This window comes from Cribrihabitans marinus (assembly GCF_900109035.1).
In the GTDB taxonomy this organism is placed as follows: Bacteria; Pseudomonadota; Alphaproteobacteria; order Rhodobacterales; family Rhodobacteraceae; genus Cribrihabitans; species Cribrihabitans marinus.
The window spans coordinates 41,115-65,310 of the sequence record NZ_FNYD01000007.1; the positions used below are offsets into that span (position 1 = coordinate 41,115).

21 protein-coding genes and 1 riboswitch are annotated in these 24,196 nt (G+C 68.2%); of the genes, 7 read left to right on the forward strand and 14 right to left on the reverse strand.

Features of this window, described 5'->3' with window-relative positions; all coding sequences use genetic code 11:
* Positions 1-50 precede the first annotated feature (50 nt).
* The 5 genes from BMX57_RS12450 to BMX57_RS12470 form a co-directional block, all read right to left on the reverse strand.
* Positions 51-2,786, reverse strand: a complete 2,736-nt coding sequence (locus BMX57_RS12450) for a DUF2339 domain-containing protein (protein WP_092367365.1) — start codon at positions 2,784-2,786, stop codon at positions 51-53.
* A 94-nt stretch (positions 2,787-2,880) separates the two neighbouring features.
* Complete coding sequence (locus BMX57_RS12455) at positions 2,881-3,594, reverse strand: VIT1/CCC1 transporter family protein (protein WP_092367368.1); 714 nt, start codon at positions 3,592-3,594, stop codon at positions 2,881-2,883.
* A gap of 196 nt (positions 3,595-3,790) precedes the next feature.
* Positions 3,791-4,783, reverse strand: coding sequence for a YcjF family protein (locus BMX57_RS12460; protein ID WP_092367371.1), 993 nt, complete (start codon positions 4,781-4,783; stop codon positions 3,791-3,793).
* The gene (locus BMX57_RS12465) at positions 4,758-5,231 is read right to left on the reverse strand and encodes a GNAT family N-acetyltransferase (protein ID WP_092367374.1); all 474 of its coding nucleotides are present in this window, start codon (positions 5,229-5,231) and stop codon (positions 4,758-4,760) included. Before BMX57_RS12465 ends, BMX57_RS12460 begins: the two co-directional genes overlap by 26 nt.
* Entirely contained in the window at positions 5,228-6,655 is a 1,428-nt protein-coding gene (locus BMX57_RS12470) for a YcjX family GTP-binding protein (protein ID WP_092367377.1), read from the reverse strand. The genes BMX57_RS12465 and BMX57_RS12470 overlap by 4 nt, the downstream gene beginning before the upstream one ends.
* A gap of 109 nt (positions 6,656-6,764) precedes the next feature.
* Between BMX57_RS12470 and truA the strand changes: the two genes are divergently transcribed.
* Positions 6,765-7,532 (forward strand): tRNA pseudouridine(38-40) synthase TruA, encoded by a 768-nt coding sequence (truA, locus tag BMX57_RS12475; RefSeq protein WP_092367380.1) that lies wholly within the window; start codon positions 6,765-6,767, stop codon positions 7,530-7,532.
* Between the two features lie 6 nt (positions 7,533-7,538).
* Here truA and BMX57_RS12480 read toward each other — a convergent pair whose 3' ends face one another.
* Together BMX57_RS12480 and BMX57_RS12485 are read right to left on the reverse strand one after the other, a co-directional pair.
* Positions 7,539-8,420 (reverse strand): nickel/cobalt transporter, encoded by an 882-nt coding sequence (locus tag BMX57_RS12480; protein WP_092367383.1) that lies wholly within the window; start codon positions 8,418-8,420, stop codon positions 7,539-7,541.
* Positions 8,405-9,055, reverse strand: coding sequence for a DUF1007 family protein (locus BMX57_RS12485; RefSeq protein ID WP_092367990.1), 651 nt, complete (start codon positions 9,053-9,055; stop codon positions 8,405-8,407). Before BMX57_RS12485 ends, BMX57_RS12480 begins: the two co-directional genes overlap by 16 nt.
* A gap of 157 nt (positions 9,056-9,212) precedes the next feature.
* Between BMX57_RS12485 and BMX57_RS12490 the strand changes: the two genes are divergently transcribed.
* The 3 genes from BMX57_RS12490 to BMX57_RS12500 are packed head-to-tail and all read left to right on the forward strand — an operon-like array spanning position 9,213 to position 11,288.
* Positions 9,213-9,899, forward strand: coding sequence for a phosphatidylserine decarboxylase (locus tag BMX57_RS12490; protein WP_092367386.1), 687 nt, complete (start codon positions 9,213-9,215; stop codon positions 9,897-9,899).
* Positions 9,896-10,642, forward strand: coding sequence for a CDP-diacylglycerol--serine O-phosphatidyltransferase (gene pssA / locus BMX57_RS12495; protein WP_092367389.1), 747 nt, complete (start codon positions 9,896-9,898; stop codon positions 10,640-10,642). Before BMX57_RS12490 ends, pssA begins: the two co-directional genes overlap by 4 nt.
* Positions 10,643-10,655: 13 nt before the next feature.
* A complete protein-coding gene (locus BMX57_RS12500) occupies positions 10,656-11,288 on the forward strand; it encodes a class I SAM-dependent methyltransferase (RefSeq protein WP_092367392.1) in 633 nt (210 codons plus the stop codon).
* Between the two features lie 394 nt (positions 11,289-11,682).
* Here the strand turns inward: BMX57_RS12500 and BMX57_RS12505 are convergent, their stop codons facing one another.
* Both BMX57_RS12505 and BMX57_RS12510 read right to left on the reverse strand, forming a co-directional pair.
* Entirely contained in the window at positions 11,683-12,597 is a 915-nt protein-coding gene (locus BMX57_RS12505; RefSeq protein WP_092367395.1) for a homocysteine S-methyltransferase family protein, read from the reverse strand.
* Positions 12,598-12,825: 228 nt separating this feature from the next.
* Positions 12,826-14,067, reverse strand: a complete 1,242-nt coding sequence (locus BMX57_RS12510; RefSeq protein ID WP_229724247.1) for an acyl-CoA dehydrogenase family protein — start codon at positions 14,065-14,067, stop codon at positions 12,826-12,828.
* 118 nt (positions 14,068-14,185) lie between these two features.
* Between BMX57_RS12510 and BMX57_RS12515 the strand changes: the two genes are divergently transcribed.
* On the forward strand, positions 14,186-15,121 hold the full coding sequence (locus tag BMX57_RS12515) for a 2-hydroxyacid dehydrogenase (RefSeq protein WP_092367398.1): 936 nt from the start codon (positions 14,186-14,188) through the stop codon (positions 15,119-15,121).
* A 7-nt stretch (positions 15,122-15,128) separates the two neighbouring features.
* Here the strand turns inward: BMX57_RS12515 and yghX are convergent, their stop codons facing one another.
* The 4 genes from yghX to gcvT all read right to left on the reverse strand — a co-directional run bounded on the left by yghX (position 15,129) and on the right by gcvT (position 20,657).
* Entirely contained in the window at positions 15,129-16,034 is a 906-nt protein-coding gene (gene yghX / locus BMX57_RS12520; protein WP_092367401.1) for a YghX family hydrolase, read from the reverse strand.
* A 175-nt stretch (positions 16,035-16,209) separates the two neighbouring features.
* Positions 16,210-19,059: an aminomethyl-transferring glycine dehydrogenase gene (gene gcvP, locus BMX57_RS12525; RefSeq protein ID WP_092367404.1), complete on the reverse strand. Its 2,850-nt coding sequence runs from the start codon at positions 19,057-19,059 to the stop codon at positions 16,210-16,212.
* Positions 19,060-19,157: 98 nt separating this feature from the next.
* Entirely contained in the window at positions 19,158-19,517 is a 360-nt protein-coding gene (gene gcvH, locus BMX57_RS12530; RefSeq protein ID WP_092367407.1) for a glycine cleavage system protein GcvH, read from the reverse strand.
* 18 nt (positions 19,518-19,535) lie between these two features.
* Positions 19,536-20,657 (reverse strand): glycine cleavage system aminomethyltransferase GcvT, encoded by a 1,122-nt coding sequence (gene gcvT, locus BMX57_RS12535; RefSeq protein WP_092367410.1) that lies wholly within the window; start codon positions 20,655-20,657, stop codon positions 19,536-19,538.
* A 162-nt stretch (positions 20,658-20,819) separates the two neighbouring features.
* Positions 20,820-20,905: riboswitch (glycine riboswitch) on the reverse strand.
* 140 nt (positions 20,906-21,045) lie between these two features.
* Here gcvT and BMX57_RS12540 point away from each other — a divergent pair.
* Entirely contained in the window at positions 21,046-21,381 is a 336-nt protein-coding gene (locus tag BMX57_RS12540; protein ID WP_177175455.1) for a hypothetical protein, read from the forward strand.
* A 3-nt stretch (positions 21,382-21,384) separates the two neighbouring features.
* On the opposite strand, the gene BMX57_RS12545 is transcribed toward BMX57_RS12540, so the two are convergent.
* Complete coding sequence (locus tag BMX57_RS12545) at positions 21,385-22,797, reverse strand: bifunctional enoyl-CoA hydratase/phosphate acetyltransferase (RefSeq protein ID WP_092367413.1); 1,413 nt, start codon at positions 22,795-22,797, stop codon at positions 21,385-21,387.
* Positions 22,798-22,988: 191 nt separating this feature from the next.
* Here BMX57_RS12545 and BMX57_RS12550 point away from each other — a divergent pair, with 191 nt between their 5' ends.
* A complete protein-coding gene (locus BMX57_RS12550; RefSeq protein ID WP_092367416.1) occupies positions 22,989-24,113 on the forward strand; it encodes a beta-ketoacyl-ACP synthase III in 1,125 nt (374 codons plus the stop codon).
* The last annotated feature ends 83 nt before the right edge of the window (positions 24,114-24,196 follow it).

Consider the following 24,196-nt stretch of genomic DNA (forward strand, 5'->3'; position numbering starts at 1 on the left):
ATGATGATCGCCATGGGTCGGGTCATGGCGGCCTTATATGGCGGGCCGCGCTATTGGTCCAGAGGTTGCTGACCGGCCGGCCCGGCGCGCAAGAGCGCCCATCGGTTGAGCCAGGCCAGCCCCGCCAGCGCCAGCCCCAGCGCCAGCAGCGAGAACACCCGGATCAGCCCGCCCAGCCCCGCGATGTCGATCAGGAACACCTTGGCCACCGCCAGTCCGATCACCGCCAACCCCGCCTTGCGCATCACGTCCGACGCGCGCGCCAGCGACTGGTAGAACAGCACTGCGCCAAGGATCAGCAGCGTGATGGTATAGGTGTAGAGCTCGGGCTGGGTCACGCCGTTGCTTTCATGCATGCCCGCCGCGCCCTGCCAGAAATGGCGGATGGCCAGTCCCAGCCAGAGAGAACACAGCACCAGCACCAGCGCACCGCAGGCCTGCCGCAGCCGCGCATTCATGTCCCGGACCCGCCAGGCGGCCAGGCCGATGACGACGGCCGGCAGCAGGTAGGCAACCACCAGCGTGTTGATCACCGGCGGGCCCATCACCGGCGCCGCCGAAATCCGAAGCAGCGGGTTCGCCTCGGTCACGGCCGCGAACAGCGCGCTGGCCCCGATCAGGCCAAAGATCGCCCCCAGCCCCAACCGCACCTGGCGCAGCCGCCCGCCGGCCGCCAGGCGCTGCACCTGCGCGAAGGCCAGGCCCAGCCAGATCACAGCGGCCAGGCCCAGGCTCCAGTGGCTTTCGACGGCGCGGGCATCCGCCAGGCTGTCGAGCCAGCGATAGAGCAGCAGCGACAGGAACAGCCCGCCTGTGGACCAGGCCGCGCTGTCCAGCATCAGCTTGGCCGTCGGACGCTCCAGCGGACGCAGAAGCCACAGCCCGGCCAGAAACGCCGCCAGCGTGCCGCCATAGGCCAGCACCACCTCGGGCAGCGGCGCGCGCTGCCCCCATCCGATGCCGGGGTCCACCACCAGCCGGAAGCCCAGCGTGACCACGCCCGCCGCGATGAACCAGGCCATCGGCGGCAACCGGAACTGCCGGTCAAGCGCCGCCGCCACGGACACCGTCACTGCCAGCGCCACTGTCAGCGCCGCCGAGCTGAGGACAATGACGAAGGCAAAGGCAAGGCAGGACAGCGCCGACAGCACCGCCAGCGCCATGCGCAGCCGGGTCTCGCCATCGGCCCGGGCATAGCGTTCCGCCAGCCCGACCATCAGCGCCGCCAGCACCGCGGCATGCAGCGCCCAGGGATAGGCCCCGATGACCGCGGCCGGTGTCCAGCCCAGTTCGATCAGGATCGCGGTGGCGGGGGCGAACAGCGCCGCAGCCCCGGCCCAGACCGCCGGCCAGCGCGTCGCGCGGAACGACCGCCAGGCCGCAGCCACCGTCACCAGCGCACCAATTGCCACCAGCAATGTCACCACCATCGGATAGTCCGCCTCGACCGTCTCGGCATAGGTGGCCGCGAACCGGCGATAGACCTCGCCATTCGATGCGCCCTGATCGAAGACCACCCACAACAGCGCCCCGGCGGGCAGGACCGCGATGTCCTCCAGCGCCTCGGCGCGCCGCGCCCAGATCACCAGAGCCAGGGTCAGGCCCGCCAGCAGCAGCACCGACAGCCAGAATTCGGCCGCACCCGCCAGCCGGACTTCGGCCATCATCACTGCGCTGGCCGCAACTGCCGCAAAGGCCACACGCGCCGGGAACCCGGGCAACGGCGCGCCCTTGCTGCGCCGCAGTGTCTCGGCCACGGTCGGCCCCTCGTGATCGGGCACGAGCCGCCGCACCGGAACCGCGATCGCCGCCAGGCTCAGTCCGGCGAGGTAGAGCATGTAGACCGCCGTCGTCCCGCCGCTGGCGGCATGCAACATCCAGCCGGTCGCATAGCCGCCGATCAAGCTCAGCACCGTGATCCAGGCCCAGCGCCGCACCGTGTCGATGCCGAGACCCAGCAGGGTCACGACCCCGAAATAGCCGTAGAGCCAGCTGGGATCCTCCGACGCGCCGCCCACGACAAAAGGCGCCGCAAAGGCCCCGATCAGCGCCACCGCGGCCAGCAGCGGGCCGTGAAACCAGCCAAGCACCAGGCCGGCCAGCGCCACACCCACCATGCCGATCAGCGCCGCCTCGGGCCCGATCAGCCCATAGAGCAACCGGGCCGACAGCACGCCGCCGAACAGGGTGACCAGCCCGGCGCCCGAGAACACCGAGGGCAGATAGGCCGTGGCCCGATCCTCGCCATCGCCGAACCGGCGGCGGATGACCTCGCCCGCGACGATGAGCGCCGCGCCGAAACCCAGCGCGGCGGCAACCCGCGCGACGGGTGGCAGAAGGCCGTTCTCGACCCCGTATTGCACGAGGAAGATCCCCGCCAGCGCCAACGACAGGGCCGACACGGCATAAAACCAGTTCTCGCGCAACCAGGCCGCCAGCCCCGACAGCCGGTCGGCCCGGAACACGAAGGCGCGCGGCGGGGCCTCATTCGAAACCGCCGCCCCCTGAGCTTTGCGCGCAGCGATCACGGCGGCGGCGGGCGGGTCCTCCGCCCGTGGCGGCGCGGCCGGTCCGGTCTCTGCCGCGACCGGGGCCGGCGTATCCGCCGGTGCACTCCACGGCCCGTCCTTGCTCGGCGCCGCGGCATCCGAGGTCCTGGCATCGCTCAGCCGGCGTTCCAGATCGGCAACTCGCCGGCGCAGCCTGACCTGCCCGACCAGCAGGGCGACAAGCAGGATCGGAATGGCCAGCACGACCAGCAAGGCAAGCGCAATGAAGGCGTCCACGGCAATCTCCCGACGATTCGGGCCACGCTAGCGAATGCGCGCGCGTTGCAGAAGTCGGGATTTCCGCCCGCCGCGCCGGCGTGGCCCGCGCGTGTCAGCCATGAAACAGGGTGCCGACGCCATAGGCGATCAGCGCCGCGGTGCCGCCGATCAGCAACGTCTCCAGCCCCGACCGCCACCACGCGCTGAGCGACCAGCGGCTCTTCAGCGCGCCGATGGCGAAGAACACCATCCCCGTGACCACGGCCGACAGCGCAAAGCCGCCGCTCAGCCCCAGCAGGAACGGCACCAGCGGGATCAGCCCGGCCAGCAGAAAGGCGAAGAAGGTCGCCAGCGCGGCCCTGAGCGGGTGCGGATCGATCCCGCCCAGCCCGTATTCGCCCTCGATCATCAGGTCGATCCACTTGTCGTGCTTGCGGGTGATCGCGTCCGTGGCCTCCTCCAGGACCGCTCCCGACAGGCCCTTCTGCGCCAGGATCTCGCGCACCTCGCGCCGCTCACCCTCCGGGTAGAGCCGGATGTGGCGCTCCTCGATGGCGCGGATGCGGCGGATGTTGTCGGCCTCGGCCTTGGCCCCCGAGTAGTTCGCCGCCGCCATCGAGAACCCGTCCGCCAGCACGTTGGCCACGCCCAGGGCGACGATGACGAAGGGTGACAGCCCGGCGCCTGCGACCCCCGCCACGATGGCAAAGGTCGTGACCGATCCGTCGATGCCGCCATAGACTGCATCGCGCAACAGCCCCCGCCCAGGCGGCGCGCCGATGCGGCGGGTGATTTCGGATGGGCTGTGACCGTGTTCCGCGTCCATTTCCGTCTCCTTGTGCCAGGCAGACTACCCCGGCTGCAACGGCAGGCCTTGCGTCAGATCAAGAAGCAGGACCCGGAGGCTTCTTTTCCGCCACCCCGACTTCCTCTCGCCCCAAATACCTCGGGGGAGTCGCCCGGCACGGGCGACGGGGGCAGAGCCCCCGCCCGGTCGCCGCCGCAGGCGGCGAAACCATCCGTCAGCGCTTCACAAGCCCGGTCAGCGCGCGCCGCACCATGCCGCGGACCGAGGGACGGTGGCGCGGCGAGAACGGCAGCGGCCGGCAAACCTCCATCGCGGCCACGCCCACGCGGGCGGTCAGGGCACCGTTGACCAGCCCCTCGCCGAAGCGGCGCGAGAGCTTCGACAGGACCGAGCCGCCCAGAACCGGCTCCAGCAGGTCGTCGCCCACCGCCACCGCACCGGTCGCGACCAGGTGGGTAAAGACCGCGCGGGTCAGCCGCCAGCTGCCCAGGAAACCGGCGCGGCCGCCATAGATCTCGGCGATCCGCCGGATCATCCGCAGCGAGCTGGCCAGCGCCGTCGCCACATCCGCCAGCGCCAGCGGCACCAGCGCGGTGACCGTCGCCACCTGGCGCGCGGCCGCCTCGACCTCGCGCGCGGCCAGAGCGTCCAGCGGGGCCAGAAGCTCGTCTTCGGCCAGCGCCAGCATCCCCTCGGCATCGAACTGCTCGCCGCTCTGCTCGGCCAGCCGGTCGCGGCCCCAGCGCGTGTCCTCGCGCCCGCGATAGAGCGCGACCAACCCGTCGCCCACGGCCCGCGCAGCCTTCAGATCGGCCTCGGCAATTGCCGCATCGGCGGCGCGGCGCAGCCCATCGACGCGGGTCAGACGGCCGATCGCGGCCAGCTCGCGCAAGGCCACCAGCAGCGTGACCACAACCAGCGCCACCAGCAGGCCCGACACCGCCCAGCCCAGCACCGGCACACGCTCGACCAGCCGGGCGGCGAAATCCCAGGCGGCGACCGTGACCACCGCGCCGACCACGGCCAGCGCCAGCCCCCAGAACCAGCGCGCCAGGCGCGACGGCCGCCGCGCCGCCACCCGCGCGGCGATCTGCATCGCCTGCCCCTCGGGCGCGTCGCCCGGGTCGGGAACCGGGGGCGCCTCGGTGACAGGACGGGCCGGCGCGGCCTCGTCCTTGAGATCAAACAGAACCGGGCCGTTGGTCATGGCTGGGCGCCTCCTTGTACCAGACATAGGCGATGTCGGGCAGGTTTTCATCGTTCTCGGCCCCGGCGCGCCGCCCCGCCTCGACAAAGCCCTCGCGGCGGTAGAAGCGCCGCGCGCTGGCATTGGCCTCGAAGCTCCGCAACACCAGCCGCGGGCACTCCGCCTTGGCCCGGGCGAGCAGCCGCGCGCCGATCCCCCGCCGCCGGGCGGCGCGCGCCAGGTAGAGACCGCAGATCTCCTCGCCGTCGCGGGCCAGGAACCCCGCCACCCGGCCCTCCAACTCGGCCACCGTGACCCAGCCGCGGTCGATCATCGTGCCGCAGAAGGCAATCGCCTCGACCTGCGAATGCAGCCGGGGCATCCACGCGGTCTCCTCGGCGAACCCGTGCAGGATCTCCCCGGCGGTCCCGGCATCGGTGGGGCGGGCGGCGCGCAGAAGCAGGCTCACAACCGGTCTCCGAACAGGAACTGCGCGGCGCGGTCCAGCCGGATATGCGGCGGCCCGTTGCCGGGCTTGAGCGTCAGTTCCGCCGGGGCAAAGGACATCGCCTCAAACTCGGCATCCAGCCAGCGCTCGGCCCCGTCCCGGGCCGGGCCCAGCAGGTGCGCGGGATCCACCGGCAATTCGCCGGGATAGAAGGCGGCCTGCTTTCCGCGGCTGCCATCGGCATTGAGCAACGTGCCCCGCACGCAGGGCAGCTCGGCCCCCGCATGGGCGCGCATCTCCTCGGTCGTGGCGCGCAGCGCCGCGATGGCCAGGGCCGAGGTCTCCGCCCCGGCAAAGCTCGCCCGGTCGCGCGCCGCGCGGGTCAGCGCCTCCATGATCGCGGTCAGCCGGGCGTGCTGGAGATGGTGCAGGTGGTCGGCCTTGGTGGCGGCGAACAGGATCTTCTCGACCCGCTTGCCCAGAAGCAGCTGGCTCAGCCAAGCGTTCCGGCCGGGGCGGAAGGCGGACAGGATCTCGCCCATCGCCCGGCGCATGTCCTCGACCGCCTGCGGCCCCTTGTGGATCGCGCCCAGCGCATCGATCAGCACCACCTGCCGGTCGATCCGGGCGAAATGATCACGGAAGAACGGCTTGACGACCTGCGCCTTGTAGGCCTCGAAGCGCCGCTCCATCTCGCGCCGCAGCGACCGGCGCGGGGCGGGGCCGTCCGGCGGCAGCGGAGCGAAGGTCAGCACCGGCGAGCCGGCCAGGTCCCCCGGCAGCAGGAAACGCCCTGGGGTGCAGTCGGAATAGCCCTGCTTGCGGGCCTTCGTCAGGTAGCTGGTGAAACTGGCCGCCAGCGCCCTGGCGCGGGGCTCGTCATGGGCCGCGCCCGGATCGGTCTCGCGAACGAGGCTCAGGAACTCCGCCGCACCCGGCCGGCCGCCGATGCGCGCCAGCACGTCCTGTGCCCAGTCGGCATAACTCTTGTCCAGCAGCGCCAGGTCCAGCAGCCATTCGCCGGGATAGTCCACGATGTCCAGATGCACGGTGCGCGGCCCCTGCAGACCGGCCAGCAGACCGGCGGGCCGGACCCGCAGCGACAGCCGCAACTCACTGACCGCGCGGGTGCTGTCGGGCCAGTGCGGCGCGGGGCCGGTCAGATCGGCAAGGTGGGATTCATAGTCGAAGCGCGGCACCGTGTCGTCGGGCTGCGGCTGCAAATAGGCCGCCTCGATCCGGCCCTCCTGCGCCGCGACCAGCCCGGGCATCCGGCCACGATCCAGCAGGTTGGCGACCAGCGAGGTGATGAACACCGTCTTGCCCGAACGCGCCAGCCCGGTGACACCCAGCCGCACGACCGGTTCGAAGAAGGTCTCCGAAATCGTGTCGCCCACGGATTCGACGCGGCGCACCAATGTGTCGGCGAGTGCGGAAATGACCAAGTCTCTGCCCCTTGCTGCTCGCGCCCAAGATAGGCAGGGGGGCGACGGGTTGCCAGTGGCATCGCCCGACGGCTTGCCCAAATCCCGCCGGCGCGCTACCAGCGCCGCCATGCCCCGTTTCGCGTTGAAAGTCGAATATCACGGCGAACCCTTCGCCGGCTGGCAGCGCCAGAAGGCGCAGCCCTCGGTGCAGGGCGCGATCGAGGAGGCGCTGGCGCGGCTGGAGCCGGGACCGCACAGGATCGCCGCCGCCGGCCGGACCGATGCCGGCGTGCACGCGCTGGGCCAGGTGGCGCATTGCGACCTCGCCCGCGACTGGGATCCGTTCCGCCTGTCCGAAGCGCTGAACCACCATCTCAAACCGTTGCCGGTCGCCATACTGGCGGCGGCGCGTGTGGATGATGACTGGCACGCGCGGTTCTCGGCCATCGAACGCAGATACCTGTTCCGCATCCTGATGCGCCGCGCGCCCGCCACCCACGATCACGGCCGGGTCTGGCGGGTCAGTCAACGGCTGGACGCGGCGGCCATGCAGCGCGCCGCCGACCGGCTGACCGGGCGGCACGATTTCACCACCTTCCGCTCGTCGATCTGCCAGGCGGCAAGCCCGGTCAAGACGCTGGACGCGTTGCAGGTCGAGGAGGTCGCGGGCTTCACCGGGCCCGAGATCCATTTCCACGTGCGCGCCCGCTCGTTCCTGCACAACCAGGTCCGCAGCTTCGTGGGAACGCTGGAACGGGTCGGCGCCGGTGCCTGGACGGCGGATGACGTGCAGGCCGCGCTCGAGGCGCGCGACCGCGCCGCCTGCGGGCCGGTCTGCCCGCCGCAGGGGCTCTACCTTGCCGGCGTCGGCTATCCCGCGCCGGTCTTCGGCTGAGGGTCGTCAGAGGCTCCGCATCAGCAGGCCCATGGCCACGCCCGCAACCAGCAGCCCGGCCAACAGCTCGACCATCGGCAGGACGATGGCCGCCGAACGGAGGCCCGCGACCGAACCGGCGATCCCGCCGCGCAGGCCGGCCGCGCTCAGGCCGACGGCAATCGTGACCGCGGCGGTGCCCAGCGCCATGGCAAAAGCGCCGGCAATGCCCGCGAGCGGAATGCCCATCTGCCAGGTCAGGATCAGCACGAACAGCGCGCCGGTACAGGGCCGGGCCGCGATGCCGCCGATCAGGGCCAGCGCCTCGCGCAGCGTGCCGGCCTTCTCGACCTCGCCCAGGTCCGGGCCGTGGCGATGGCCGCAGTCGTTGCAGACACCTGCGGGCGCGGGCGCCCGTTGCCGGACCAGCTTGCGCGTACCGCGCCAGACCAGCCAAAGTCCGATCAGGCCGATCGCGCCATAGCTGATCGGCGCCATGATGTCCTCGGTCAGCCCGACCATTCGCTCGCGTGTCAGATTGAGCACGAGCACGCCGGAATAGACCAGCGCCACGGCTGTCACGGCCTGCCCCAGGCTCGACAAAAGCCCGATCACGCCCAGGCGCAGCACCGGCACCCGCCGGCCCAGCCCGTAGCCGCCGATCAGCACCTTGCCGTGTCCCGGCCCCACCGCGTGAAAGAACCCGTAGGCGAAACAGAGCCCCAGCAACAACCAGAGCGCCCCTTGATTGCCGCCGCGCAAGCCCCGAAGCGCGCCTGCCATCTGGTTCTGGAACGCGCGCTGCTCACCGCTGGCCCAGATCGCCAGCCGGTCAAATCCGCCACCCATCCAGAGCCATAGAAGAACGGCCACGGCCACACTGACGGGCACGATCAGGAGACGGGACATGACACCCGTATCTCGGTGGCAAACTCTTCTCCGACCAGCGGAATGTCGTTCTCCTCAAGGTCCGCATCCGCGTCGATCCGCAGCAGCATCGCCTGCATCTGGGCCAGCTTGCCGTCGATGTCGGGGTCGATGCGCTCCACCAGGCAGGCGGCGGTGCTTTCGACGGTGACAGGGCGGTTCAGCTCGTAGGCCGTGTAATAGCTCGGGTCATAGGCCCGGGCGGTCAGCACGTCACCGCCGGTTGCGACCGGCGTTTCGACGGCCCGCAGGTGGGTGGTCACGATCCGCCCGTCCTGCACCTCGGCAGTCGGCTCGCGCGGGCCCGAAAGCGGCAGCGGCCGGCCGTCCAACTCGAGATAGAAATCCCCCTCGAAACCCTGAGCCCAGTTCATGTCGAACCCGGTCAGCTCGGTCTGTTCCTCGGGTGTCAGAACCCCGTCGCCATCCGAATCGAGGCCGCTGTCCTCCAGGATCAGCAGCGAATAGAAATCGTCATAGGCCCATGTCACCTCGACATGGGTAAGCCGGTTCTGGGCGTCATAGATCACCCGGAAACCGGTATCCACGAAGACGTGCGGATGCGCCACTGCCGAAAACGGCAGGAGACAGGACAAAAGGATGAGGAGTCGTCGCATGACGGCAAGATAGCCCCTGCGTCCCGGCGCGGCAATCGCGATCACGGGGTGTGGCGGCCCGGCGCCGGCCCGCGGGTCGACCAAGACCGCCACAAGCCTTGCACTCGGCGCTTCTGGCCGTATGAGTGGGGGTCCGCAACCCAGAGGATCGCGCGCCGTGCAAATGCTTGGAACCTTCATCAAACCGATGCATCCCGAGGGGATCCGCTTCGTCGCGATCTTTGCCGCGGTGTCGGTGGGTCTTTTTCTGCTCGCCGAACCGCTGGGCTGGATCGGTGTCGGGCTGACGGTCTGGTGCTACTATTTCTTCCGCGATCCCGAGCGGGTGCCGCCCGAACGGCCCGGCCTTGTGCTCAGCCCGGCGGACGGGGTGGTCTCGCTGATCGAAAAGGCCGTGCCACCGGCCGAGCTGGGCCTGCCGTCGCAGCCGCTGACACGGGTGAGCGTGTTCATGAACGTCTTCAACTGCCACGTGAACCGCGTGCCCGTCACCGGCGAGATCACCGCCATCGCCTATCGTCCCGGCAAGTTCCTCAATGCCTCGCTGGACAAGGCCAGCGCCGACAACGAGCGCAACAGCCTGGCGATCCGCATGCCGGACGGGCGCGACCTGGCAGTGGTGCAGATCGCCGGACTGGTGGCCCGCCGCATCGTCTGCTTCACCGAGATCGGCCGGACGCTGCAGGCCGGCGACCGCTTCGGCCTGATCCGCTTCGGCTCGCGCCTCGACGTCTACCTGCCCGAGGGCGTGGACCCGCTGGTCTCGATCGGCCAGACAATGGTGGCGGGCGAAACCGTGATCGCCTCGCTCGGAACTTCCGGGGAGGCAAACGCCGAGACATGACCCGCCGCCGCGCAAGACAGAGGACCGAGTTCAACTTGCTCCAACTGCTGCCCAACATGCTGACGATCACGGCGATCTGCGCCGGCATGACGGCGATCCGCTTCGGCATCCAGGGCAACTATGCGCTGGCCATGCAGCTGATCCTGGCCGCCTGCGTCCTCGACGGTCTGGACGGGCGGCTGGCGCGGCGGCTGGGCGGTGGCAGCGACCTCGGCGCCGAGCTCGACTCGCTGGCCGACTTCCTGAACTTCGGCGTGGCGCCGGGGCTGGTGATCTTTTTCTGGGCGCTGCAGGACATACCCGGCACCGGCTGGATCTTCGTGCTGTTCTACGCGGTATGCTGTGTGATGCGCCTGGCCCGGTTCAATGTCAGCAGCCGGTCCGAGAACGCGCCCGGCGAAAGCCGCTACTTCACCGGCGTACCCGCCCCCGCCGGCGCCCTGCTGGTGACGCTGCCGATGTCGGCCTCATTCGCCTTCGCCAACGCGCCGCTTGTGCCGGACCTGGCGATCTGCGCCTTCATGGCCGGCGTCGGCCTGCTGATGATCAGCCGCATCCCCACGCCCTCGCTCAAGTTGGTGCGCATCTCGCGCGAGAACGTCCGCTACGTGCTGGTCGGGCTGGTGGTACTCGGCGGCGCGGTACTGACCTATGCCTGGATAACGCTGGTGGTGCTGTGCCTGGCCTATATCGCCACTGTCGTCTGGGCGTTGATGAGGCGTGACACTCCGGAACAGAACTGAGGGAATCGAATTCGTGGACATCAAGGCTGTTGAATCCTCCTATGCCCGCTGGGCGCCGGTATACGACCGCACCTTCGGCGTCATCACCCAGGCCGGCCGCCGCCGCGCGGTGCGTCACATCAACAGTCGCGAGGGTTCGGTGCTCGAAGTCGGGGTCGGCACGGGCCTGTCGCTGCGCCACTACGCGCCCCATCTGCGCGTCACCGGCATCGACTACAGCGAGGAGATGCTGAAAAAGGCGCGCGCCAAGGTCGCCGAACTGGCGCTGGAGAACGTCGAGGGGCTGCACCGGATGGACGCCCGCGACATCGACTTTCCCGACGATCATTTCGACACCATCGCGGCGATGCACGTGCTGTCGGTGGTGCCCGACCCCGAGCGGGTGATGGCCGAGATCGCGCGCATCTGCAAGCCCGGCGGCCAGGTGGTCATCACCAACCATTTCGTCCGCAGCGAGGGCATCCTGGCCTTTCTCGAACGCGTCTCGGCGCCGCTGGCCAACGTGATCGGCTGGCACTCGGATTTCGAGATCGACACGGTTCTGGGCCGGGAAGAGTTGCAGCCGGAAGTCCATGAACCGCTGCCCCCGCTGGGCATGATGACCTTCCTGGTGCTGCGCAAAACCGCCGGACCCCAGGTGCATTGAGCCGGGTGTGGCCGGCGCAACACCGCGGCGGCCCGACACGCCGGGCCGGGCAAATTAGTGGAAATTCTGCTTGTTTGCAGGGATCGGTGCGCTGTTCAACATATGAACCACGCGCGCCATACTGAGCCTCGGCTTTATGCTTGAAACCAGAGATGACGCGGCGGTCGGCCGGAAGGGTTCAGAGAGCGGTCCTTGAGCAACACGTGGCCTTCACAGAGGTTTCGTCCAGACTTGCACTTCGCGGGACGAAGCCGTCTTTTGGCATGCTTTGACGAAAGTCCGGATCCGTGTGACTGCAGCCGTTTGACTGGTTCTGAACTTTGGTCTTGGGCGGGATACTCGGGACCTCGTTGTTTTGCCTGTTCTGTCCGAAAATTGCTGGGGATCCTCAGTTTCAAGCCTTTATGCCAGCCGCCATCTCCCTCATATGCCGCATGTCCGAGCCGCAGCAGCCGCCAACAATAGAGAGTTCCGGGAACTTGCCTACAAGTCTGGCAACCTCCACGCCGAGAGCCTTGGGATCGCCATCGTCCAACTCGGTCGCATTGTCGAGTTCGGCATGGCTGCATCGTGAGGCGTTCACGGCAATCCCCTTCAAGCGAGGGTGGCCGGTCAGCACATGGCTGAAATGATCGGGATGCGCGCAGTTGACCATGAAATAGGCAGCCGCCCCATCGGTGAGATCATCGACACAATCTATCGCCTCCTCCAACCCGGTCCCGTTGTCCAGGCGCCCATCGGTTTCCACGACGAATGAGACGGCTATCGGAACCTTGCAATCCTTGGCTGCCAGCACAGCTCCCGCGGCTTCTTCGACTTGATTGAAAGTATATGCATTGACCAGATCGATCCCGGCATCGGCCACCGAGCCGATCTGAATTGCATGGTAGGCGCGCGCATCAGCGACCGTCATGGGTGCGAGCCTGGCATAGGCATCACGGGACGGCCCGATGCAGAGCGCGACCAGAACATCATCCCGCTCTGCCTCGTCGCGCAAGCTGCACATCAGTGCCACAGCTTTCCGGTTCAAATCCGCCAGGCGGTCATCACCATAGCCAAGCGGGGCCGCACGGTCTCGGTTCGCCATCCAGGTCAGTGTGTCGATGATGCAGCCCAGATTGGCCTCGGCGGCCACTTTCATCAGATCACGCATTTGGTCGACAATAATCGGCTGGGCCTCCGGGTCCTCTACCAAAGGGAAAGACGCGAAACCTGGCAGTTCGACACCGCGATTAAAAATCAGATCCGTTCCGGTCGCGGCGAAGACAAGAAATCTCTGGTCCGTTTCGTGTGGAAGAAGTCGTCTCATATAATCTCCCCCTCTATGCTGCCTTCAGTTCAGGCTTAGTTGATCGAGGCGAGTAAATACACTTCGTCCGCTTCGTAGATGACCTCGTCTGTAGATGAAACTATTGAGTTCTGAGAGTGGCCTATACTGTGCGCTCAGTGAAAGGCGGCAACGCCGCGAACTCTGACACCGGCCAAGACCGCAGCAATCGCCGCGATAGATCCGAACGGCAGGACTGAGTCCTTCCCCTCAAACCTTCTCCTGCGTGTGCTTGCGCAGCTCCACCCGCGCCACCTGCCGCCGATGCACAGCGTCGGGGCCGTCGGCCAGCCGCAGCGTGCGCACATGGGTCCAGGCGGCGGCAAGCGGCGTGTCCTGACTGATGCCCTGGCCGCCGAACATCTGCACCGCCTCGTCGATCACCTTGAGCGCCACGCGGGGGGCCACCACCTTGATCTGGTGGATCCACGGCGCCGCGGCACGGGCATCGCCCTGATCCATGTACCAGGCGGCCTTGAGGCAGAGCAGCCGGGCCATCTCGATCTCCATCCGGCATTCGGCGATGATGTCGTAATTCGCGCCCAGCTGCGCCAGCGGCTTGCCGAAGGCCTCGCGCGCCAGCGACCGCTTGCACATGCGTTCCAGCGCGATCTCGGCCTGGCCGATGGCCCTCATGCAGTGATGGATGCGCCCCGGCCCCAACCGGCCCTGGGCAATCTCGAATCCCCGCCCCTCGCCCAACAGGATGTTCTCGGCCGGCACGCGGACATCCGTGAACCGGATATGCATGTGCCCGTGCGGCGCGTCGTCATGGCCATAAACCTGCATCGGGCGCAGCACCTCGATGCCGGGGCTGTCCGCGGGCACCACGATCATCGACTGGCGCTTGTGCTTGGGTTGGTCGTCGCCCCCCGTCCGCACCATGACGATATAGACCTTGCAGCGCGGGTCGCCCGCCCCACTGGCCCACCATTTCTCGCCGTTCAGAACGTAATCGTCACCGTCGCGCGCACAGGACATGGCAATGTTCGTGGCGTCGGAGCTTGCAACATCCGGTTCCGTCATCAGATAGGCCGAGCGGATCCGCCCCTCCAGCAGCGGCGCCAGCCATTGCGCTTTCATCGCGTCGGTGCCGTAGCGTTCGAACACTTCCATGTTGCCGGTGTCGGGGGCGGAACAGTTGAACACCTCGGCGCCCAGCGGAGTCTTTCCCATCTCCTCTGCAAAATGGGCATATTCCACGGTGGTCAGGCCGAGCCCCTGCGCGCTGTCGGTCAGCCAGAAGTTCCAAAGCCCCTCCGCCCTGGCCTTCGCCTTCAGCCCTTCCAGGATTTCGGCCTGCCGCTCGGTGTATTGCCAGCGGTCGCCCTTGCCGATCTCGGCCTGGTAGTCGTCTTCCAGCGGCATGATCTCATCGCGTATCATCGCGCGCACCCGGTCCAGCAGCGCGCGGGTCTCGTCGCGCAGCCCGAAGGTCATGGTCTCGGTCATTCCTGCTCCTTTCATCGGCCGCCGCGATCGGCCCGCCCCTGTGACGCAGGATGGCTTGACGGATGCGGCAAAGTCCAGTTGCGTGACGACACGTCACAAAAGGAGCACCGGGGATGCCATGGCGCTGATGATCGAAACCGGCGTCGCCGGCTGGATGGACGACGCCGAGATCGCCGCATCCCTGCGCACCCGACTGCCGGATGCCGACATCCGCACACCGGAAAGCCCGGGCAATCCCGGCGAGGTCACGATGCTGGCGGTGGTTGCCCTGCGGCGGGACCGCCCGACCGGTTTCCCGAACCTGCAACTGGTGCAGAAACTGGGCGCCGGGGTCGAGACCATCGTGCACGACCCGGCCTTGCCCGCGCATGTGCGCGTGGCCCGTCTGCGGCCTGAGACGCCCGCGCGTGAGATCGCCGAATGGTTCCTCGCCTATGTCCTGCGCGCCCAGCGCAACATGGACGCACATGACACCGCGCAGCGCCGCCGCAGCTGGGCGCCGATCGCCCCGCGCGAGGCCGACAAGACGGTGGTGGGCGTACTGGGCCTGGGCCATATCGGCGGGCACACTGCGCGGTTGTTCCGCGACCTTGGCTTTCAGGTCAAGGGCTGGAGCCGATCGCCCAAATCCCTCGAAGGAATCGACTGCCACCACGGCGCCCGCACCCTGCCCGACCTTCTGGGCACCTGCGACCATGTCTGCGCCATCCTGCCCTCGACACCCGCAACCCGGGGCCTGTTCGGACCGGACCTGCTGGCCGCGATGAAACCGGGGGCCACGCTGCTGAACGCCGGACGCGGCGACCTGATCGACGAGGCCGCGCTGCTGGCCGCGCTCGACCGCGGCACACCGGGCCGCGCCGTGCTGGATGTGGTCAGCCGTGAACCGCTGCCCGAAGGCAGCCCGCTCTGGTCGCACCCGGCGGTGACGATCACCCCGCATGTGTCGGGCTGGCACCTTGGCGACGCGCTGGACGACGTGGCCGAGAACTATCGGCGCCTCACCGCCGGCACGGCGCTCCTGCACGAGGTCGACCGCGCCCGCGGCTATTGAACGGCCGTCACACCAGGTGCCGCCCGAAGAAATCCAGCGTCCGGTCCCAGGCCAGCGTCGCCGCCGCCTCGTCATAGCGCGGCGTGGTGTCGTTGTGGAAGCCGTGATTCACATCCGGATAGAAATGCACCGAAAACGCCTTCTGGTTGGCCTTGAGCGCCTCGGAATAGGCAGGCCAGCCGGCGTTGATCCGGTCGTCCAGCCCGGCATAGTGGATCATCAGCGGCGCCTCGATGGCCGGCACGTCCTCGGCCGCCGCCTGCCGCCCGTAGAACGGCGCCGAGGCAGCCAGATCCGGATAGGCCACTGCCAGCGCGTTGCAGACCCCGCCGCCATAGCAGAACCCCACCGCGCCGACCTTGCCGGTCGAACCGGCGTGGTCGCGCAGGAACTCGAAACCGGCAAAGAAATCCTCCATCAGCTTGGCGCCATCCATGGATTTCTGCATCGCGCGGCCTTCGTCATCGGTGCCGGGATAGCCGCCCAGCGGGCTCAACCCGTCCGGCCCGAGGGCCAGATATCCCGCCTTGGCGGCGCGGCGCACCACGTCCTCGATATAGGGATTCAACCCGCGGTTCTCATGCACGACGAGCACCGCAGGCAGCGGGTCCTCCGTGCCGGCCGGCCGCGCCATCAGACCGCTGATGGCCCCGTGCCCCTTCGGGCTGTCATACTGCACGGTTTCCGTCTCGATCGCAGGGTCATCCGGTGCCACCTGCTGCGCCCAGGCATAGTTCGGCTGCAACTGCTCCAGCAGCATCGCACCGGTCACGCCGGCGGCGGCATAGCGCCCGGCCTGGGTGATGAACTCGCGCTTGGTGACCTTGCCATGCACGTAGCCGTCGAAAATCTCCAGAATCCTCGGATCGAAGTCGCGCGCGGATCTGCGCCGCGCCGTATTTGTCCTGTCCATGTCTGGCCCTCCCGTGTCCCGGCAGGGTAGCACATCGCGGCCCGGCGGACGTTCACATTCCTGATCCCGCGTTCATCTGGCCGGAAAAATCCACGCCGGAGGCACCGCCCGCCCATCAGGGCGGGCATGTAAAGCGGCGGGCCGCCAGGCCCGCCTCAACTGGATCACGCCCGGCCTACTCCGCCGCCTCGGCGTAGTCCTCCATCGGCGGGCAGGTACAGATCAGGTGCCGGTCGCCATAGGCGTTGTCCACACGGTTGACCGGCGGCCAGTACTTGTCGACGCGGAACGCGCCCGGCGGAAAGCAGCCCTGCTCGCGGCTATAGGGCCGGTCCCAGTCCTTGACCAGGTCCTCCATCGTGTGCGGGGCGTGTTTCAGCGGGTTGTTCTCGCCGTCGATCCGGCCCTCCTCGATCTCGCGGATCTCCTCGCGGATCGCCAGCATCGCATCGCAGAACCGGTCCAGCTCGGCCTTGGTCTCGCTTTCGGTGGGTTCCACCATCAGCGTGCCGGCCACCGGCCAGCTCATGGTCGGCGCGTGAAAGCCGTTGTCGATCAGCCGCTTGGCGATGTCGTCCACGGTCACGCCGGCGCTGTCGGCAAAGGGACGGGTGTCCAGGATGCACTCATGCGCGACCCGGTCGTTGCGCCCGCGATAGAGCACGTCATAGGCGCCCTCCAGCCGCTTGGCGATGTAGTTGGCGTTCAGGATCGCCACCCGCGTCGCCTGCGCCAGCCCCTCGCCGCCCATCAGCAGGATATAGGCCCAGCTGATCGGCAGGATCGAGGCCGAGCCATAGGGCGCGGCCGAGACCGGGCCCTCGGCGCCGCCCCTCTGCGGGTGGCCCGGCAGGAACGGCACCAGATGTGCCTTGACGCCGATCGGCCCCATGCCGGGTCCGCCGCCGCCATGCGGGATGCAGAAGGTCTTGTGCAGGTTCAGGTGGCTCACGTCGCCGCCGATATCGCCGGGCCGCGACAGGCCCACCATCGCGTTCAGGTTGGCGCCGTCGATATAGACCTGCCCGCCGTGGTCATGCACGATCTGGCAGACATCGCGCACGGTCTCCTCGAACACGCCGTGGGTCGAGGGGTAAGTGATCATGCAGCCCGCCAGGCTCTCCGAATGCTTCTCGGCCTTGGCGCGAAAATCCTCCAGGTCGATATCGCCGGTGGGGCCGGATTTCACCGCCACCACCTTCCAGCCCACCATCTGCGCGCTGGCGGGGTTGGTGCCGTGGGCGCTGGTCGGGATCAGGCAGACATTGCGGTGCCCCTCGCCATTGGCGCGATGAAAGGCGGCGATGGTCAGCAGGCCGGCATATTCACCCTGCGCGCCGGAATTGGGCTGCATCGAGATGTCGTCATAGCCGGTGATCTCGCACAGCTTGGCCGACAGGTCGGTGATCAGTTCGCGATACCCCTCGGCCTGGTCGGCCGGGCAGAACGGGTGCAGCCGGGCGAACTCACGCCAGCTGACTGGCATCATCTCGGCCGCCGCGTTCAGCTTCATGGTGCAGGACCCCAGCGGGATCATCGCCCGGTCCAGCGCCAGGTCCCGGTCGGCCAGACGGCGCATGTAGCGCATCATCTCGGTCTCGGCCCGGTTCATGTGAAAGATCGGGTGGGTCAGGTAGTCCGACTTGCGGTGCAGGTTCTCGGGCACGCGGTAGTCGGGGGCGAAATCGTCATCCTTGCGGGTGATGCCGAAGGCGCGCCAGACCGACTCGACATTCTTCGGCCGCGTCGCCTCATCCAGGGTGATGCCGACCCGGCGCTCGCCCACGCGGCGCAGGTTGATGCCCTCGTCGACCGCGGATTTCAGCACTGCCGCCTGCAGCGGGCCGACATCCACGGTGATCGTGTCGAAAAACGCCTGCGGGTCGACCTTGAACCCGGCCTCCTCCAGCCCCTTGGCCAGCCGCACGGTCTTGCGGTGGATGCGCTGGGCAATGGCCTTGAGCCCCTTGGGCCCGTGGAACACCGCATACATCGACGCCATCACCGCCAGCAGCGCCTGCGCGGTGCAGACATTGCTGGTGGCCTTTTCGCGGCGGATATGCTGTTCGCGGGTCTGCAGCGACAGCCGATAGGCGCGATTGCCGTGGCTGTCCACGCTGACGCCGACGATCCGGCCCGGCATGGCGCGCTTGTAATCGTCGCGGCAGGCCATGTAGGCCGCGTGCGGCCCGCCATAGCCCACCGGCACGCCGAACCGCTGGGCCGAGCCCACGGCGATATCGGCGCCCATCTCGCCCGGTTCCTTCAACAGCGTCAGCGCCAGCGGATCGGCGCAGACGATGCCGATGGCGTTGTGCTCGTGCAGCGCCGCAATGTGATCGGAGAAGTCGCGCACATGACCATAGGTGCCGGGATACTGGAACACCGCGCCGAACACCTTTCCGGCCTCCATCTTGTCGGGGTTGCCGACGATCACCTCGATGCCCAAAGGCGCGGCGCGGGTCCGGATCACGGCGATGTTCTGCGGATGGCAGTCGCGGTCGACGAAAAACGCCTTCTGCTTCGACTTGGCCACCCGCTGCGCCATGGTCATCGCCTCGGCGCAGGCGGTGGATTCGTCCAGCAGCGAGGCATTGGCCACCGGCAGGCCCGTCAGGTCGCAGATCATCGTCTGGAAATTCAGCAGCGCCTCGAGCCGGCCCTGGCTGATCTCGGGCTGATAGGGCGTGTAGGCGGTATACCAGGCCGGGTTCTCCAGGATGTTGCGCTGGATCGCCGGCGGCGTCACCGTGCCGTGATAGCCCTGCCCGATCAGGCTGACCAGGACCTTGTTCTTGGACGCGGTCATGCGCATCGCGTGCATCAGCTCGCGCTCCGACTTGGGCTTGCCGAAATCCAGCGGCGTCTCCTGCCGGATGGATTTCGGCACCGTCTCGTCGATCAGCTGGTCAAGGCTGTCGACCCCGATGGTCTCCAGCATCTCGGCCATCTCCTCGGGAGACGGGCCGATATGCCGGCGATTGGCGAAATCGTAGGGCAGGTAATCTGTGGGCGTGAAAGCCATCTTTGGGTCTCCCGATCGCGGACCGCGCGGCGCGCCGGCCCGCCCCTTCATCTTTTCGAAAATACTCCCGCCGGAGGCGTCCCCGGCCCGGGCCGGGCTCAGCCGATGAAGTCCTTGTAGGCGGCCTCGTCCATGTAGTCGTCCATCGGCGACAGGTCGCTGGCCTTGATCTTGAAGAACCACGCCTCGCCCTCGGGGTCCTCGTTGACCTTGCCCGGCTCGTCCACGATGGCCTCGTTGACCTCGACGATCTCACCGTCCAGCGGCGCCATGATATCGCTGGCGGCCTTGACGCTTTCGATCACCACGATCTCGTCATCCTTGCTGACCTCGCTGCCCACCTCGGGCAGTTCGACGAACACCACGTCGCCCAGCTGCTCGGCGGCATGGGCGGTGATGCCCACGGTCACCAGGTCGCCGTCGGCGTCCAGCCATTCATGTTCCTCGGTGTATTTCATGTCCGTTACCTCTTTGGACTAGCGTTTGAAATTGGCCGCCACAAAGGGCAGCTTGGTCACTTCCAGCGGCAGGCGCTTGCCGCGCAGCTCGCCGTGAACCACCGTGCCCGGCGCGCCCAGCTCCGCCGGAACGTATCCCATCGCGACCGGGCCGCCCACGGTGGGGCCGAACCCGCCCGAGGTGATGCGCCCGATCGCCGCGCCACCGGTCTCGGCGGCAAAAAGCTCCACACCCTCGCGCATCGGCGCGCGGCCCTGCGGACGCAGGCCGACCCGCTTGCTTGCCGGCCCTTCGGCCAGTTGCGCCAGAACCGCCTCGGCACCAGGAAAGCCGCCTTCGCGGGCCCCGCCCGCCTTGCGCGCCTTCTGGATCGCCCAGGACAGACCCGCCTCGGCCGGCAGCGTATCGGTGTCGATGTCATGACCGTAAAGGCACAGCCCGGCCTCGAGCCGCAGCGAATCGCGTGCGCCCAGCCCGATGGGCGCGACATCGTCATGCGCCAGCAACTTGCGGGCCAGCGTCTCGGCCTGCGCCGCGGGCACGGAAATCTCGTACCCGTCCTCGCCGGTATAGCCCGAGCGCGAGACCCAGGCCTCGATGCCCGCCAGGTCCAGCGTGGCGACATCCATGAACAGCATCTCGGCCGCAGCCGGGTTTAGTTCCGCCAGAACCGCCTCGGCCGCAGGCCCCTGCAGCGCCATCAGCGCGCGGTCGGTCACCGGCGCCACCGTCAGGTCGGGCTCCAGCGTGGCCTTCATATGGGCGATGTCGGCATCCTTGCAGGCGGCATTGACCACCACGAACAGGTGGTCACCGCGATTGGCGAACATCAGGTCGTCGAGGATCCCGCCACTCTCATCCAGGAACAGGCCGTATCGCTGCCGGCCCTTGCTCAGGCCCAGCACATCCATCGGCACCAGCCCCTCGAACCCTGCCGCGATGCGGTCCCAGTCGCCTCCCGAGACGATCACCTGGCCCATGTGGCTGACGTCGAACAGACCGGCCTTTTCGCGCGTCTGCTGGTGTTCCGCCATGATGCCCGCAAATTGCACCGGCATCTCGTGGCCGGCGAACGGCACCATCTTTCCGCCCATCTCGACATGCAGGTCATGCAGTGGCGTCCGAAGCAAATCGGTCATTCCAACTCCCGTTTCCAGGCCGACATGATCTGCTGAGAAATCACCCGGCATCCCAATCCGGCCGCCTTGGCGCCGGCTTCGATGCCCCCTCTGTCCTTTCGCCTGAGATCGTTATCCCTTCGGCGCCCCGGGACTTCGCCGGGATCTCTCCAGAGTCATTTCGTGCCGCACACGGTCCTTGTGCCTGAGAGTTTCCGGGGCGGTTGCTCCTTCGGCACCGGCGTTGCCGGTTCTCCCGTATGCTGTCGCGCACCGTATCCGGGTCGTGTCGCGGCGGCAAGGGGGCAATTCCGCGGGCACACGCGGCCACCCGCCGGAGTTTGGGCTTCACAGGAGGCCCGGAATTTGCTCAAACTGGCGGGCCGGAGCGAATGTGGGAGGAAGGCCGATGAAACTGCGCATGACAGGACTGGCAACGGCAGCGTTCCTGGCGCTGTCGGCCTGTGACCAGATGCCCGACCTGACCCGGCCGCTCTACGAGGAATACCCCTCGAAGACGGTGACCGTCTACAGCCGCTACTGGGCGGTGCGGCAGGTGTCGGACGCGCCGGTCATCTACCGGGCGACGCGCGACTGGAACAACCTGAATCCCTATGGCCGGCCCGCCCGGCTGCGCACCACGCAGGCCATCGCCGCGATCCAGAAGGCGACCGGCTGCCGGGTCATCCGCTCCAGCATGTACCAGAACATCTCGGGGCAGGTCTTCTCGCAGGTTGCCTGCTGACGCTCAGGGATCGGTCAGCGTGCCGGGAACCGCACCCGCGCGATGCCGCACATAGAGCTGCGCCAGCGCCGCCGAGGCCACCCGGCTGCCGATCCCGTCGGCCCGGCTGGTCAGCATGATCGGCACCCGCGCACCCAGGACGATCCCCGAGGTATCGGCGCCGGCCAGATAGGTCAGCTGCTTGGCGATCATGTTCCCGGCCTCGAGATCCGGCGCCACCAGCACGTCGGCCCGCCCCGCCACCGGCGAGACGATGGCCTTGGCCGCAGCTGCGCTCTCGGACACCGCGTTGTCGAAGGCCAGCGGCCCGTCCAGATCGCCGCCGGTGATCTGGCCCCGATCGGCCATCTTGCAAAGCGCGGCGGCCTCGACGGTCGAGACCATCTTGGGCGTGATCGTCTCGACCGCCGACAGGATCGCCACCTTGGGCCGCGCGATGCCCAGCGCATGGCCCAGCCCGATCGCGTTGCGGATGATGTCGGCCTTGGTCTCCAGGTCCGGAGCGATGTTGATCGCCGCATCCGTCACCATCAACGGGCGCGGATAGCTGGGCACGTCCAGAACGAAGACATGGCTCATCCGCCGTTCCGTGCGCAGCCCGGTGCGGGCGTCGACCGCCGCGGCCATGATCTCGTCGGTGTGCAGCGCGCCCTTCATCAGCGCCTCGGCCCGCCCGGCACGCACCAGCGCGACCGCCTGTTTGGCGGCGGCATGGCTGTGCGGCGCGTCGACGACCTCCAGCCCGGCAAGGTCCAGCCCCGCGGCCTCGGCGGCGGCGGCGATCTTGGCCGCGGGGCCGACCAGGACCGGCCGGATCAGCCCCTCGTCCCGGGCTGCCAGCGCACCGGCCAGCGAGGTCGCGTCGCAGGGATGAACCACCGCCGTCTCGATCGGGTCCAGCGCCCGGGTGCGCGCGATCAGCGCATCGAACCCGTCGCCCGATCGGTGCAGGTGCACCTCGGGCAGGCGGGCGGCGGGGCGGCGCACCTTCTCGGCCGGCGCGATCACCTCGGCCAGGCCGCTCAGCACCGCCTGCCCGCTGCCGTTCACGCAATCGCAATCGAGCCGCACCAGCCGCGTCTCGGGCTCCTTGTCGCGCACGGTCAGCCGCACGGTGATCGTCTCGCCCAGCGCCACGGGACGGTGAAAGGCCAGCGTCTGCGCGCGATAGATCGTCCCGGGCCCCGGCAGCTGCGTTCCCAGCAGGTTCGAGATCAGCGCCCCGCCCCACATGCCGTGCCCGACGATCCGGTGGAACATGTCGTCGCGCGCGAATTCGGGATCGACATGGGTGGGGTTGACGTCGCCGGACATCACCGCGAACAGGTCGATGTCGCGTTCGGTCAACTCGCGGCTCAGCGACACGCTGTCGCCCACGGCGATCTCGTCGAAGGTCCGGTTCTCGACATATTGCATCGGGCGCGCTCCTGTGTTTCACACGCCGCCACCATAGGACGGCGCGCGCCCCGCGCCCATGCCCCGTGGCGCGACAATCCGTTCCGTTCCGCCCTTCCGTGGGGTAAAATGCACACCGGAGGTGCCCTGCCCTTGATCCCGTCCCGCGCAGGGCGCATTTTGGCCCAACCGCGCCACCGCCAGGACAGACCATGCACAACCCTGCCATCACCGGATCCGGTGTCTACACCCCCGACCAGGTCATCACCAACGCCGAGCTGGTCGCGGCCTTCAACGCCTATGCCGACCGGCAGAACGCCCGCAACGCCGATGCCATCGCCACAGGCGAGGCCGAACCGGTGCCGCATTCCTCGGAAGAGTTCATCGTCAAGGCCAGCGGCATCGAACGGCGCTACGTGATGGACAAGGCCGGGGTGCTGGATCCCGAGGTGATGCACCCGCAGCTGCGCCAGCGCGGCGACGACGAACCGGGCCTTATGTGCGAGATGGGCCTCGACGCCGCGCGCCGGGCGCTGACCCAGGCCGGGCGCGAGCCGCAGGAGGTCGACCTGGTGATATGCGCCGCCTCGAACATGGAACGCGCCTATCCCGCGGTCGCGGTCGAGATACAGGACGCGCTCGGCGCCGGCGGCTTCGCCTTCGACATGAACGTGGCCTGCTCCTCGGCCACATTCGGCATCCAGGCCGCCGCCGACATGATCCGCTCGGGAAGCGTGCGCCGCGCGCTGGTGGTCAACCCCGAGATCTGCTCGGCGCACCTGGAATGGCGCGACCGCGACTGCCACTTCATCTTCGGCGACGTGGCCACCGCGACGCTGCTCGAACGTGCCGAAGACGCGCGCGGCCCGCATTTCGAGATCCTGTCCACCCGCTGCGCCACGCAGTTTTCCAACAACATCCGCAACAACAACGGCTTCCTGCGGCGCACCCGTCCCGACGGCATGGCCGACCGCCGCGACATGCAGTTCATGCAGAACGGCCGCAAGGTGTTCAAGGAGGTGCTGCCGCTGGTCAGCCGTCATATCGCCGAGCACATGGCCGAGGCGGGCGTCGGATCCGAGGATCTGCGACGGCTCTGGCTGCACCAGGCCAACAAGACGATGAACGACTTCATCGGCCGCAAGGTGATGGGCCGCGAACCGGCGCCACAGGAACAACCCAACATCCTGCAGGACTATGCCAACACCTCGTCGGCGGGCTCGATCATCGCGTTCTCGCACCATTCCCACGACCTCGAGGACGGCGATCTGGGGCTGATCTGCTCCTTCGGCGCGGGCTATTCGGTGGGGTCGGTGCTGCTGCGCCGGAACGCCTGACGCGCATTTCCTCTCGCTGAAAATACCTCGGAGCGCGAGGCAGCGCCTCGCACCCGGCGCGCAAGCGCCACAAAGTGCGCGCC